This is a genomic window from Streptomyces collinus Tu 365 (assembly GCF_000444875.1).
Classification (GTDB): Bacteria; Actinomycetota; Actinomycetes; order Streptomycetales; family Streptomycetaceae; genus Streptomyces; species Streptomyces collinus_A.
Map to the genome: position 1 here is coordinate 80263 of NC_021985.1, position 13518 is coordinate 93780.

Here is a 13518-nt window from a genome sequence, read left to right on the forward strand (position 1 = left end):
GAGCCACCGGGCCGAACTTGCGAAAGGGGTAGGTGGTCGCGTGCTCGGTTCTTCTTCAGGCCGGCCCGCGAGGCGGTAGCGGGCCGCGCAGTATCCTCGCCGCCCTGCTGTGCCCGAGTGCGAGACCTCGGAGTCCTACCGCGACTTGGGGCACTCGAATTTGCGGGCGGCTTCGTGGCGAGTGTGGACGCCGAGTTTGGCCAGTACCGCGCCCACGTGATGACCGGCGGTCTTGGGTGTGATGTACAGCCGGGCAGCGATCTCCGCATCCCGTAGGTCTTCGGCCAGCAGCTTGAGCACATCCATCTCCCGGTTGGTCAACCCGTAGGGGTTGGCCCGGGTGGCTGCCCGGGGGCTGGAGCGGACGGGGCGCACTCCGCGGTTGCGCATCATGGCACGGGCGCGCTTCGCGGCCCGCCGGGCGCCAAGGGTCTCCAAGTCAGCCAGTGCTTGGCGTAGTGCGGCCGCGTTTCCAGCCAGGCGGGCCAGTGCGGCGTCGTAGCGACAGCCGAGCTGATCCCATCGCGCGGCGGCGCCTGCCCAGTCGCCGGCCAGCTCCAGCGCGTAGGGTTCGGCCGCCGGCACCTGTGGGGGTGTGCCTCCGGTGCGGCGAATCCAGCAGGCCAGTGCTCCGGAGAGCCAGGGATGGGTGCGGTCTGCCACTGCGGACAGACCGTGGTGGGCCTCGGTCTTCGCGAGCTCGTCGTCTTCGGTCAGCCAGGCCACCTCGACCCGGGCCTCCCACCCAAGGCCTGTACTCAGCAGGAAATTCGCATCGACGAGGCGTGCCGCCTGCTCCAGCGGCGGCCATACCTGCGGCTCGCCTCGTCGGGCCCGGACCAGTCCCAGGACGGTCAAGGCAATGGCCCGGTCGACCGGCGGCGAGAGAGGATGGGACAAGATCCCGTGTGCGGCGTCGGTGGCCTGGTTCCACGAGCCCCGGTGCAGGAGTCTCCAACTGTCCATGGCCTTCGTGCAATACAGGTAGGTCAGCAGTTCGTGTTCCAGACAGTAGGTCTCCGACCGCTGCACAGCGGCAGTGGCCCGGGCGTCGTCGTGCAGTTGTACGGCGTACAAGCACATGAGCATCGCCAGGAAGGAGGCATCCAGCTGTAGATCCTGTGCCATCGCGCTGGACACCGCGTGTTCACACTCCTCCCAGCCACTTCCTCCGCAGAGCGTCCGTGCCGCCGCGGGGAGAAACCTTGCCTGTACGACCAGCCCCGCATCACCGAATTGCTCGCCCACGGCCATCGCCCTGTCGGCGTAGGCAGCGGCCACCTCCGCATCCTCATGGCCGTAGACGGCCAGTGTGGACAAGTTCAGGTACGCTCCGCCCAACTCCGCGCTCGGTCTCAGTTTTTCGAGTGTCCGCACAGCCTCCAGGCCGGTCTGCGCGGCTTCGGTGCTGTGCCCGTTCAAATGCAGCATGCACGACAGCCAGCGCAGGTTCTCCCCCTCGCGCAGCCGGTCACCCAGCGCATGCCGCAGCTTGGCCGCCGTCCGGCGAGAAGCGATGGCCTCGTCCAGCCGGCGGGCCATAGAGCAGGCCTGGGCATGGCCCTCCAGCAAGGATGCCTGTTGTTCGGGCGGCAGGCAGGCGGCGTAGTGCAGGGCCCGGGTGTACTGGGCGGCCGCCTCCCGATACGCACCCAGGGCGGCAGCATGTGCGGCCGCTTGCGGCGCGTACTCCAGCACGGCGGCAGAATCCCCGGCGGCCTCAGCGTGATCGGCCACCAGCGCCAGATCGTCCGCGGCCACGGGGCCGGAGCGCAATGCCGCCAATACCTGCCGGTGTATCTGCAGGCGGTATGCGACCGGAACGGTCTCGAGGACTGCCAGCCGGGCCAGCTCATGGCAGAACTCGATCAGCTGCCCGCCGACGCGCAGGATTCCGCAGGCCGTAGCCTCTTCCAGCGCTCCGTCCGCATCCGGCAGGAGGCCGGCCAACAATGGCAGCGAGGCTCGGTGGCCCAGGACTGCCAGCATGTCGGCGACCTGGCGGGCCGGCTCCGAGAGGCTGGCTAGGCGGCCGGCGACGGCTTCGCGCACGGTGGCCGGGATGTGCTCGGTAGGGGCGGCCAGGATCTCGGTGACGAGGAACGGATTGCCTGCGGATACGCGGTACAGCTCCTCAGCGTCCACGGCCCGGCCGCTGGCTAGGCGGGCCACGGCCAGGCGGCTCAAGCGAGCTAGGGCGTGGCGGGAAACCCACCGGTAGCCGGCCAGAGTACCGAGCAGCGCGGCCAAGGGGTGGGCACGGCCGATCGCGTCGTCTCGGTAAGTGGCCACCACGAGCGCTGGAACGGTCGGCAGGCGCCGGGCCAGGTAGCGCAGCAGATCCAAGGTGGCCTCATCGGCCCAGTGGACGTCCTCGATGACCAGCAGGCTGGGACAGCCTCTCAGATCGTCCAGCAGGGACTGGAACACCTCTCCCGGATGGCCTGCGCCGGCCAACGCCTGCCCAAGGGCGGTTCGCACGGTCTCGGCGCAATCGGGGGCCAGGTCCAGCAGGGGGCCCAGGGGGCGTGGGGTGGTCAGCGGGTCACAGGCGCCGACCAGGGCTCGGACATGGGGATCGGCCAGCTTGATCAGATGCTCGATGACCGTGGTCTTGCCGATGCCGGCCTCGCCGCGCACGAGGGCTACCCGTCCAGGGCCGCTCGTGGCTGCCGTCAGGTGACCGGCGAGGTCCTGGAGCACGGTCTCTCGCTCCAGCAGGTCCATCACCTTCCATGGTTCCCCTGGCGCTGGATCAGCGCAACACATCTAGAGCGGCTCTGAACAGGTCAAACGGTCAAGCGCCTCACGTCATACGCGCCGTGCGGCCCGGCGGGTGTGGGGTGGCTCGCCGAGCCTCAGGCACGAAGCGTGTCACAGGCGTACAGTCCCGCTCCGCGGAAGGCTCTGCCCTCGATGAGCAGGACCGGCTGTCGATGCCGGTCCGGGGCCCTGTTGAAGGTCTCCACCCCGTGTGATCCTGCCGCGCTCGCTGCCTTCATCAACCTCCGCGTCCTCAGCCCCGAACACGCCCATTGGCGGCGCGGCATGGAAGCCGCCACCTTCTACCACCGGCACCACGGCGACCTGCGTGTGCCCTTCGCAAACCACCGCGTTCCCGCCGGCGATGAGCAGGAGGCGGAGACAGAGGAGTGGCCGAGCGCTCTCGCGGCCTTCCCGCTGGGGCGGCCTTGGGTGGCCGATACCAGGCGGTTCCACGCCCTCGGGGACATGGACCCCGACCACATCGCCCAGCTCGACGCTCTGGGCATGGTCTGGTCGCATCACGACACCATCTGGGTAGAAGGACTCGCCGCCGCCCGTGGATGGGCTGCCGCACACGGGCACCTTCCAACGCGCGGTCGAGCATCCGCATCAATGCTTACGGCACCGCGGCTACGCGGCGCCCCGAGCGCGGCGACACAGGCCCGCTTCCTCACGGAGGCGGTCCGCCTCGCCCGCTCCCGCGCCAATCTCAGCCTCGCCTCATGGCCGGCCGACCCGAAGGGGGCGCCCTCGCCGCTGTGCCTTCTGCGGGGACAGGGGGCCTCCCGCCACTCGACCGGTGCTTTTACCCGGCGCCTACGTGCGGAGTCAAGTCCCGAACTTGCGGAACGTGACCAGGCTGGGCGAACAGGGCGTACTTGAAGCACAAGGCCTCACCGGAAAGGAACGAGGCCGACCGGTAAGGCGGAATTCTCCCCAAGGGGCCTCACCGACATCTCGAATCACTGGGCGACAGAGATGCCCTTGAGAAGAAAGAGGAAAATCCATGACCCGTACCAAGCGCACGTACGACGAGACCCGTCCCCGGCGTCGAGGTATTCGCTTTGCGACCGTCTTCGCGTCGGCCGCACTGCTCACCGGAGGCGTCGCCCTCCCCGTGTCCTCCGCGATGGCGGCTCCGATGCCCGCCTCGACCGTGGCCTTCGTGCAGGGCGGCGGCGCCGGCGGTGACGGTGGCGCCGGTGGTGGCGGCCTGATCGGCGGGGGCGGCGGCTCCGGCGGCTCCGGCGGGGGCAGCGTCCTGGGCGTCGGCGGTGCCGGCGGCAACGGCGGCAAGGGCGGCGACGGCATCCTCGCAGGTGGCGGCGGTGGCGGCGGCGGTGGTGGTGGCGACGGCGTCGTCGGCGGTGCCGGCGGCAACGGTGGTGCCGGTGGCTCCGGCATCTTCGCCGGGAGCGGCGGTAGCGGCGGTGGCGGCGGCAGCGGTGTCCTCGTCGGCGGCAACGGCGGCAAGGGGGGCAACGGCGGCTTCGGCATCCTCCAGGGCGGCAACGGCGGCAAGGGCGGCGCGGCCGGACTGGGCGGTCTGTTCGGCGGGACCGGTGGGGCGGGCGGCGCGGGTGGCGGCAGCCTCTTCTGACCGCCAGGGGCCTGCGGTACCCAGGGCCGCGACGCCGCAGCACCACGGGGTGGAGGCCTGGCAGGCCTCCACCCCTCCAACGGAAGAACCTCCACCCCCGGGCAACAGAAGAATCGGAGAACCTCGATGTCCACAATCTCCTGGCGGCGTCCCCTCCTCATGGCGGTGGCCTCCCTGACCCTCGTCTCCGGCACCGCGTGCGCCGCCCAGGCCGCGACGCACACAGGCACCACCGGCACCAGCGGTTACTCGGCCCTCGCCGGCCGGTCCGCGCACTGCGGCAAGGGTGGGGAGGGCGGCGCGGGGGGCAAGGGCGGCGCGCCCGGCCGACCGGGCCAGCCCGGCCAGCCCGGCCAGCCCGGCGGCTGCCTGTCCTTCAAGGACCTGCCCGACAAGGCGGAGCCGGATCTCACCGTGATGGACAAGGTCCGGATCGTGCTGACCGTGACCTCCGGCCACGCGACGAAGGCCGACGTCGCCAAGAAGTACAGAATCCCGGAGAAGGAGGTCGACACCTGGCAGCGGCAGTTCCAGGACGGCGACTGGCTGGGGCTGCTCGACGACGGCTCCGCCCCCGGCTCCTGAGGAGGGCGCCTGCGCCCCGGCCCGAATTTCTGGACCGGGGCGCCCATGATTTTTGCCATCCATATTTTCCCCAGCTCGCGCTTTTCTCGCAATTCTCGGAAACGTCTTCAGAAAGAGAGAAATTCGATGCCCGTACGCCCGTCGAAATTCGGTCTGGGTCTGGCCGTCTCGGTTGCCGTGGTCGCCGGCGGTGCGCTGGCGCCGACCGCCATGGCGGCGCCGATGCCGCAGAGCCAGGCGGCCGTGAGCGATGCCGCCCTGCACCTCCCCGCCGACAACCACGGCAACGGATCCGGCGCGGGCCGCCCCGTCTTCGGCGCCGGAGTGCTCAGCGGCGTCGAGTTCGGCAACGGCAACATCCGGGTCGGCGACAAGATCTGTGCGGGCAACTGCAACGGAACGGTCAACGGAACCAACGGCGGCAGCGGCGGGATCTGTGCCGGGCTGTGCAACGGCAGCGCCAACGGCGGCAACGGCAGCACTGGGGCACCCGGTCGCAACGGCACCGCCGGCGGCAACGGCGGCATCTGTGTCGGGGTGTGCGCCGGCAGCGCCAACGGCGGCACCGGCGGCACCGGCGGCGACGCCGCGGGCGGCGGGGACGGCGGCACCGGCGGGCGCGGCGGCAACGGCGGCACCTGTCTCGGGGTCGGCTGCGAGACGAGCGGCCAGGGCGGCCGCGGTGGCAACGGCGGCAACGGGTGACCGGCCGGGCCGAGTTGCAGCGGCGGCGGTGCGCTTCACCGGCATGGATCCCGCCGACCGTGCCCCAGGCCCTGTCCGAACTCGCCGAGCTTGCTGCCACCGACCGGCTCACCGTCGAGATCTGGAGATCTGGCGCACCTACTCCACGGATTCAGGCAGGACGATGTCGGTGACCGGCGTGGTGTCGGGGTGGCCCTTCGCGGCCGCCCTCGCCTGGACGGACGGCGGGCCCGCTGCTGTCAGCGGGCCCCACGACCTCGTCGGTTTCGGTCAGACGGGTGCCGGCCGGGATCGGTCGCCTGTGGGTTCGAGGCGGACGACGATGCCCTTCGACGTGGGCTGGTTGCTCACGTCGGCGACGCTGTCGAGCGGCACCAGGACGTTCGTCTCCGGGTAGTAGGCGGCGGCCGAACCCTTGGCCGCGGGGTAGGACACGACCTCGAAGTTCTCGGCCCGGCGCTCGGTACCGTCCTCCCAGACGCTCACCAGGTCCACGCGATCGCCCTGGGCGAGGCCGAGTTCGGACAGGTCGGCCGGGTTGACGAGGATCACGTGGCGGCTGCCGTGGATGCCGCGGTAGCGGTCGTTGTTGGTGTACGGGACGGTGTTCCACTGGTCGTGCGAGCGCAAGGTCTGCAGCAGCAGGTGACCCTCGGGGGCCCGGGGGACCACCCGCTCGTTGCAGGTGAACCGGGCCTTGCCGGTCTCGGTCCTGAACACGCCCTCGTTGACCGGGTTGGGTAGCTGGAAGCCTCCCGGACGGGTCACCCGGGCGTTGAAGTCGTGAAAGCCCGGCACGATCCGAGAGATGCTGTCGCGGATGGTGTGGTAGTCGCCCTCGAACTTGGCCCAGGGGATGTTCCCCTCGCCGTCGAGGCTCAGCCGGGCGAGCCGGCACAGGATGGCGACCTCGCTCAGCAGCACGCGCGAGGCCGGTTCGAGTCGTCCCTGGGAGGTGTGCACCTCGCTCATGGAGTTCTCGACGGTGACGAACTGCTCGCCGTCGGCCTGGACATCACGCTCGGTGCGCCCAAGCGTCGGCAGGATCAAGGCGGTGTCGCCGCAGACGGTGTGCGAGCGGTTGAGCTTGGTGGAGATGTGGGCGGTCAGCCGGCACGATCGCATCGCCTTCTCGGTGACCTCGCTGTCGGGCGCTGCGCGTACGAAGTTCCCGGCCAGGGCGAGGAAGACCTTGACGCGGCCCTCCAGCATCGCCTTGCTGGAGTTCACCGAGTCCAAGCCGTGCGGGCGCGGCGGATCGAAGCCGAACTCGTCCTGAAGGGCGTCCAGGAAGGTGTCCGGCATCTGCTCCCAGATGCCCATGGTGCGGTCGCCCTGGACGTTGCTGTGGCCGCGCACCGGGCAGGCGCCCGTGCCGGCGCGCCCCAGATTGCCGCGCAGCAGCAGGAAGTTGACGATCTCCCGGATGGTGGGTACGCCGTGCTTGTGCTGGGTGATGCCCATCGCCCAGCACACGATGACGCGTTCGCTCCGCAGGACCTCGTCGCGGACCTTCTCGATCTCCTCGCGGGTCAGTCCCGTCGCCGTACGCACGTCGTCCCAGTCGACGGTGCGGGCGTGCCGGGCGAACTCCTCGAAGCCGGAGGTATGGGCGTTGATGAAGTCGTGGTCCAGGACGGTGCCGGGACGCGCGTCCTCCGCCTCCAGCAACAACCGGTTCAGTGCCTGGAACAGGGCAAGGTCCCCGCCCGGCTTGATGTGCAGGAAGCGGTCGGCGATCTGGGTGCCCCGCCCCACGACCCCACGCGGCTTCTGCGGGTTCTTGAAGCGTCGCAGGCCCGCCTCCGGCAACGGGTTCACCGCCACGATGCGGCCGCCGTTGCGTTTGGCCTCCTCCAGGGCCGAAAGCTGCCGCGGGTGGTTGCTGCCCGGGTTCTGCCCCACCAGGAAGATCAGGTCCGCGTGGTGGAGGTCGTCGAGACTCACGGTGCCCTTGCCGACGCCCAGCGTCTCGTTCAGGGCGAAGCCGCTGGACTCGTGGCACATGTTGCTGCAGTCGGGCAGGTTATTGGTGCCGTAGGCGCGGGCGAAGAGCTGGAAGACGAAGGCGGCCTCGTTGCTGGCCCGGCCGGAGGTGTAGAAGACCGCCTCGTCGGGCGAGTCCAGCCCCTTCAGTTCCTGCGCGAGCACGCCCAGGGCGTCGTTCCAGCCAATGGGCTCGTAGTGGTCCGACCCGGGCCGTTTGATCATCGGCTCGGTGAGCCGGCCCTGCTGGTTGAGCCACATGTCGGAGCGTGCGGCCAGATCGGACACGCTGTGCTCGCGGAAGAAGTCGGCGGTGATCCGGCGCGTCGTGGCGTCGTCGTTGATGTGCTTCGCGCCGTTCTCGCAGTACTCATTGCGATGGCGCCGGCCCGGAGCGGGGTCCGCCCACGCGCAGCCGGGGCAGTCGACCCCGCCCACCTGGTTCATGGTGAGCAGGTCGACCCCGGTCTTGCGCGGGGAGGTCTGCTCCAGGGAGTACTCCAGCGCGTGCACGACGGCGGGAACCCCGGCCGCCCACTTCTTCGGCGGTGTCACGGAGAGGGAGGTCTCCGGCTCCTCACCGGGCGGGTTCTGCATCGCTTGGCCTTTCTCTTGCCGTGTGCGGTACGCGGGTCAGCCGACGGGCCACTGGGCGACACGGCTCCTGGGCGGTTCCGGGGTGTCGTGCTGAACCCGGCCGTTGCGGATGGTGCCGCGCCAGGCACCGCCCTCCTGACCGAGCCCTTCGATGAAGTGCTTGAAGCTCACCAGTTCCCCGCGCACCAGCCGCACGGTGAGCCCCACGACCCTGGACGAGCGGGTGAGGACCTTCGCTGCCCCCCGCGGTTGGAGGAGCATCCGGACCGTGATCGCGGTGCCACCGGACTCCGTCGGCCTGAACTCGACCTCGCCCTGGTGGGTGGGGTGCTGCTCCAGGCCACGCCAGGCCAGGTAGGCGTCAGGGTCCTGTTCCACGATCTCGACGGCGAAACGGTGACGCAGGGGGCCGTAGCCGATGGTCCACGCGGTGACGGTAGGCCTGATCTGCTCGACGTCGCGGACCATGGTCGAGAAGCGCGGGAACGTCTTGAACTGCGTCCACTGGTTGTAGGCCGTGCGGACCGGCACCGCGACCTCGACCGTCTCCTCGACGTGCCGCTCGCGCAGCGGACGGCGGCGTGTGACGCCGTCGCCGCCGGAGCGCTTGCCTGGGGTGTTCGGCACGGACTGCCCACCGTCGTCTTCGCGCGTCATCATGGTCCTTCTTCCGGTGAGGGAGCCGGGCGTCCGAAGACCCGGCCCCCCTTTATGAGGCAGGGCATCGCTTCCGGTTCCCCGATCCAGGGTTTCGAGTCACCCGACCGCGTGGGCATCCCGGGCGGCCCCGAGCGCGAGAAGGGGCTGGGCCTGGCTCGCGGGAGGGGTGCCGAGCCGGGGGCGCGATACGGGCGTTGGTCACGGGCTTCTCCAGGTGGCCGCGGCAGGCGCCCTGACGCTGTCCCGAGGTCCTAAGCCGCACGCGACGCGGCGGTGCGGGAAGCCGTGCGCGGCACCGGCATCCACACGGCGAGCGAACGCCTCTGGCTCAGGGACAGGACGTCGCCATCGCGACGCCGCACGATCACCCCGCCCGCGCCCGGCCGACGTTCCGCAGCAGGCTGTGTGTCAGTGGGCTGCGTGTGGCTGGAAGCAGGCGATCACGTCTTTGCCACGGGGACACCGGTGGGCCTGCCAGGTGTCGGCGAGTGCGTCGACCAGTTGCAGGCCGCGGCCCCCGGTTGCGCCGGCATCGGAGGGGCGCTGTTCGGGCAGCCGTGGCGAGGCATCGTGCACCGTCACATGCAGGCACTCCTCGTCCCAGGTGAGGATCAGCTGCGCCGCGCTGCGGGCGTGCATGTGCGCGTTGGTCACCAACTCGGAAACGGCCAGAACCACCGAGTCCACCAGGTCAGGGGCGGTAGCCGCCCAGCCGAGCGTCGTCAGGTGCGCGCGTGTCCAGTCCCTCGCTCCCTTCGCCCCACTGCTCACCGGGAGCGAGCGCGCCCATCCCACAGCCCTCAACGACGACTCCTCCGCCACTGTCTCCTCCTCCAATCGCTGCACTTATCCCCGTCTGCCCCCGATAGCCGATGCGAAGTCCCTGGTCCGTCCTTGGTGACACGTTCCCGTGTCGCCGGGGCACAGGCCGGGCCCCCGCCGGGACGAGCACCGTCGCGACGCAGCAGCCGTTGGCCGGGCGGTTCCGGTGGGAGAGGGTGAACCGGCGCGGCTTCTGCGGCAGCCGGAATGCTGCTGTCCGTTCCCGGGGGCAAAGCCAGGTGATCATCGGGTACGGCGGCGCACCGTTGGAGCCGACAGGGCCTGCCAGGTCACGCTCCGGCTTGAGCAACGCTGCGCCCCGCTCCTTGAGGAATGGGGCGGGGCGCAGCCGGAGGGGTTGGGAGATCAGCGGTTCGCGCAGATCGCGTACACCGAGATCCCGACGTCGCTGTACCGCATCTGCCGGCCGAGGGCGGTCCAGCCGCGTCCGTCGTCGGTCGGGAACGAGCCGACGAGGATGGCGTCCTGGCCCTGCGCCTCCGCTCCCCCGCCGATGGCGACCTTCCCCTGTGGGCAGAACACCGTCCGCGCTGGAAGTTCGGCACGGTCGCGTTCGGCAGCTTCACCACCTGGTACCCGTCCACCACCGCGGCCGCCTCGACGGGCGCCTGGCCGTCCGACGCCTGCGCCGCCCACCCGACGCCCGACACCAGGGCCACCGCCAGCGCGCCCGCCCCGAGAGTCCTCAAGCCTCGCATCGTGCTCCTCCACGTCCGGTGAGGACCCGACGACCGGGCCTCATCGCGACTGCAACCTTGCCGGGCCAAACTCCTCAGAACGTTGCATACAAGGCCAAACGCCCGAATGTGAGGAACGGGGAGCATCCGCGCCCGATACGCGACCGACAGCCGCCCCCTGGCGCCCCACTTCTGCATCCGTCCGCGGGGGCCACTCCGGTCGAAGCGCGCAGGCGCCCGGGCCGCGCCGAGTCGCCGGCGAGGGCGCCTGCGCGCTTCGACCGGAGCGGCCCTGCTCGTGGGCGGTGCTGCGGCTGGTGTCGGCGGTGCGGGTGGAGGTGGCCGACAGGTCGTCCCGGCTGTCCTGCCCGAAGGGCGTCTTAGGTGGAGGCCGAGTGCGGGCGGCGTCTCGTGCGGCTGGACGCCATGGTCGACGAGTGGGGCGTAGCGCCCGGTCCGGGGAATCGGGAAAACCGTCTGGTGCGCGTGCGCGCCGCGCTAGGGTCCCTGTCCTGATTTCAGGATGTTCAGGACGTCATGGCTGGACTGGGGGGTTTGGCGATGCTTGACGAGGTGATGACGGCTGCCGCCGCGGCGGGGGGCACCGCGGTGGTGGAGGCCGCCGGTTCGGACCTGTGGGCGTGGTTCCGGACGCGGTGCGCCCGGCTGGTCGGCCGCGGTGACCCGGGCCGGGAGGGCGAGGCGCTGGAGCGGCTGGACCGCACCGCCGTCGCACTGGCGGCGGGCGCGGACGAGGGGGAACGGGAGTGGCAGCGCGAGGTGCAAGCACGCCTGTGGCGCGGGGAGTTCGCCGCGCTGCTGGAGAGTGTGGCGGCGGCGGAGCGGGACGAGCTGGTGGCCGGGCTCGACGCGCTGCGGGCGCGGACGGGGGGCCAGGAGAGCGGCGGGGCGGTGTCCGGGAACACCTTTCGCGGGCCGGTCGCCTTCCAGACGGGCGCGCACAGCACCCAGGACATCCACTTCGGGACGGCGGGATGAGCGGGCCCGGTGCCGGGCCGGACGGGGTGAGCGGCAACGCCTTCCACGGGCCGGTCGCTCTGCAGACGGGTGCCGGCAGCACGCAGAACGTCCATCACCATCACGGCCTTGAGGTCCCGTCCCGGCTGGACGCCTCGGCCGACGAGCTGGCCCGCGCCGTGTGGATGCAGTGGCAGGAGGAGGCCGGGCTGCGGCGGCTGCTGGAGCCGCCGCCGCTGCCGCCGCGCTGGCGGGTGACCCGCCGGGACCTGTCGGGCCCGGTCGGCGCGGCGACCGCCAAGGGCCGGTGGTCCCGGTTCGAACCGCTGCCCGGCCTGGCGGCGGTGACCCAGGAGCGGCTGCGGGCCGGTGGCGGACTGGACGAACTGCACGCCGTCTACGGCGGGTTGGCCTCGGGTCGGCTGCTTCTGCTGGGTGCGCCGGCGGTGGGCAAGACGGCCACCGCGGTGCTGCTGTTGCTGGCCGCGCTGCGCCACCGCGCCCGGCCGGACCTCAGTGCGAGGGAGCGGGCGCGTGTGCCGGTGCCGGTGCTGCTGACGCTCGACGGCTGGGACCCGGCCCGGGAGAAGGCGACGGAGTGGGCGGCGCAACGGCTGGCCCGGGAGTACACGCTGTTCGCCGGGCGGGGCGGCCGCGGGCGGGCCCGGGAGCTTTTGGAGTCGGGACGGGTGGCACTGTTCCTGGACGGGCTCGACGAGGTCGACGGCAACAAGCTGCGGGGCGCGATGGTGACCGCGCTGGCGCAGGCTCCGTGCCGGCTGGTGCTGGTCTCCCGGGCGCTGGAGGCCGTACGGACCGCGAAGAAGAACGCCCGGCTGGGCAGCGCCGTGGCGCTGGAGATCCAGCCCGTCGCGCCGGCCGAGGCCGCCACGTACCTGCTCGACCAGCTGCCCGACCCGGCGCCCGCCGCGTGGCGGGCGCTCACCGACCGGCTGCTGCACGCCCCGGACAGCGCGGTGGCCCACGCCCTCGCCAAGCCGCTGGCGATCACCCTGGTACGGGACATCTACGCCGACGACGGTCCGGTGGACGAACTCCTCGACAGCGCCCGCTTCGACACCTCCACCGAGGTCGAGAACCATCTGCTGGACCACGCCGTCACCGCCGCCTACACTCCGCGGCCCGGCACCCCGGCCCCCCGCTGGTCCGCCGAGACGGCGGAGCGGACCCTGCGGTTCGTCGCGCGGCGCCTCGCCGGCGAAGGGGAACGGGACCTGCGGTGGTGGCACATCACAGGGTGGGCCGAGGTCCGGCCCAGACGGCTCGCCATGTGGGCGCTGGTCAGCGTGGTGTGCGGGGTGCCCACCTTCGTCGTGATGTGGCTGGCCTCCCCCACCCTGTCCACCGTGCTGCTCGCGGTCCCGGGCGCGGTCCTGGGCGGTTGGGTGGCCGGCGACCGCTTCGCGGAACTCAGTGATCCGCAGCCGTTGCAGAGTGCCGGCTGGCGGGACATCTTCACTCCGGGAGCCATCGTCTCGGGCGTGGTGGAGTGGCTGGTCCTCGGCACCGCGACGACACTGAGCGCGCCCCTGCTGCCGGGCGACAGCCCGCCGCCCGCGTGGCTCTGCTTCCTCACCACCCTGCCGCTCGGGTACACCGGGGTCCTGGTGACCGGTCGCGGCCACCAGATCGTGGCGGGCGTGCCGTTGCTGTCCGCCGGAGCGGGCTCCTGGTACGACGACGTACGGGAGTACTACAACCGCCCACCGCTGCAGGACACCCGTTCGGTCGGGCCCAGGGATGTGTGGCGGCACCACCTCGGACTGCGCCTCGTCCTCGGCCTGTTGACCGGGGTCGCGGTGGGGTTGCTGGCCGGGCCCCTGGTGGCCTGGTACTTGGGCTCCCCCCTGGGCGCGCTGGCCGCGTTCTCGGGTGCGCTGCTGACGGCCGTCATGGCCGGCCCGGTCTGCAACACGGCCGTCGCCACCGCCGCCACCGCCCTTCAGCTCTCCGCCCGCGAGGGCACCCCGGTGTGCCTGATGGCGTTTCTGGAGGACGCCCGCCGCCGCAACCTGCTCCGGGCGACCGGCCCGGTGTACCAGTTCCGGCACGCCCGCCTCCAGGAACGCCTGGCGCGGCCCCGCTGATCGGCTGGGTGCC

The 13518-nt window shown here is 71.5% G+C and carries 11 protein-coding genes; 6 read left to right on the forward strand and 5 right to left on the reverse strand.

The features are described 5' to 3' along the window. Window positions 1-135 precede the first annotated feature (135 nt). On the reverse strand, window positions 136-2727 hold the full coding sequence (locus B446_RS00300; RefSeq protein ID WP_020937393.1) for an ATP-binding protein: 2592 nt from the start codon (window positions 2725-2727) through the stop codon (window positions 136-138). Between the two features lie 189 nt (window positions 2728-2916). On the opposite strand from B446_RS00300, the gene B446_RS40895 reads away from it, so the two are divergent. The 4 genes from B446_RS40895 to B446_RS00315 all read left to right on the forward strand — a co-directional run bounded on the left by B446_RS40895 (window position 2917) and on the right by B446_RS00315 (window position 5656). Continuing rightward, entirely contained in the window at window positions 2917-3648 is a 732-nt protein-coding gene (locus B446_RS40895) for a Helicase associated domain protein (protein ID WP_078614578.1), read from the forward strand. A gap of 124 nt (window positions 3649-3772) precedes the next feature. Further along, a complete protein-coding gene (locus tag B446_RS00305; protein ID WP_020937394.1) occupies window positions 3773-4366 on the forward strand; it encodes a hypothetical protein in 594 nt (197 codons plus the stop codon). A gap of 126 nt (window positions 4367-4492) precedes the next feature. Beyond that, entirely contained in the window at window positions 4493-4951 is a 459-nt protein-coding gene (locus B446_RS00310; RefSeq protein ID WP_020943823.1) for a DUF1153 domain-containing protein, read from the forward strand. Window positions 4952-4996: 45 nt separating this feature from the next. After that, window positions 4997-5656, forward strand: a complete 660-nt coding sequence (locus tag B446_RS00315; RefSeq protein WP_148305707.1) for a hypothetical protein — start codon at window positions 4997-4999, stop codon at window positions 5654-5656. 270 nt (window positions 5657-5926) lie between these two features. Here B446_RS00315 and B446_RS00320 read toward each other — a convergent pair whose 3' ends face one another. The 4 genes from B446_RS00320 to B446_RS40010 form a co-directional block, all read right to left on the reverse strand. Continuing rightward, window positions 5927-8239 carry an FdhF/YdeP family oxidoreductase gene (locus tag B446_RS00320; protein WP_020937397.1) on the reverse strand — a complete coding sequence of 771 codons (2313 nt, stop codon included), beginning with the start codon at window positions 8237-8239 and terminating at the stop codon, window positions 5927-5929. Window positions 8240-8275: 36 nt separating this feature from the next. Beyond that, window positions 8276-8896, reverse strand: a complete 621-nt coding sequence (locus B446_RS00325) for an SRPBCC family protein (protein ID WP_043474403.1) — start codon at window positions 8894-8896, stop codon at window positions 8276-8278. 411 nt (window positions 8897-9307) lie between these two features. After that, window positions 9308-9721: an ATP-binding protein gene (locus B446_RS00330; protein WP_020937399.1), complete on the reverse strand. Its 414-nt coding sequence runs from the start codon at window positions 9719-9721 to the stop codon at window positions 9308-9310. Window positions 9722-10087: 366 nt separating this feature from the next. After that, the gene (locus B446_RS40010; protein ID WP_020937400.1) at window positions 10088-10264 is read right to left on the reverse strand and encodes a hypothetical protein; all 177 of its coding nucleotides are present in this window, start codon (window positions 10262-10264) and stop codon (window positions 10088-10090) included. A gap of 716 nt (window positions 10265-10980) precedes the next feature. Here B446_RS40010 and B446_RS35945 point away from each other — a divergent pair. After that, window positions 10981-11418: a hypothetical protein gene (locus B446_RS35945; RefSeq protein WP_148305708.1), complete on the forward strand. Its 438-nt coding sequence runs from the start codon at window positions 10981-10983 to the stop codon at window positions 11416-11418. Continuing rightward, on the forward strand, window positions 11415-13505 hold the full coding sequence (locus B446_RS00345) for a hypothetical protein (RefSeq protein ID WP_020937402.1): 2091 nt from the start codon (window positions 11415-11417) through the stop codon (window positions 13503-13505). Before B446_RS35945 ends, B446_RS00345 begins: the two co-directional genes overlap by 4 nt. Window positions 13506-13518 lie beyond the last annotated feature (13 nt).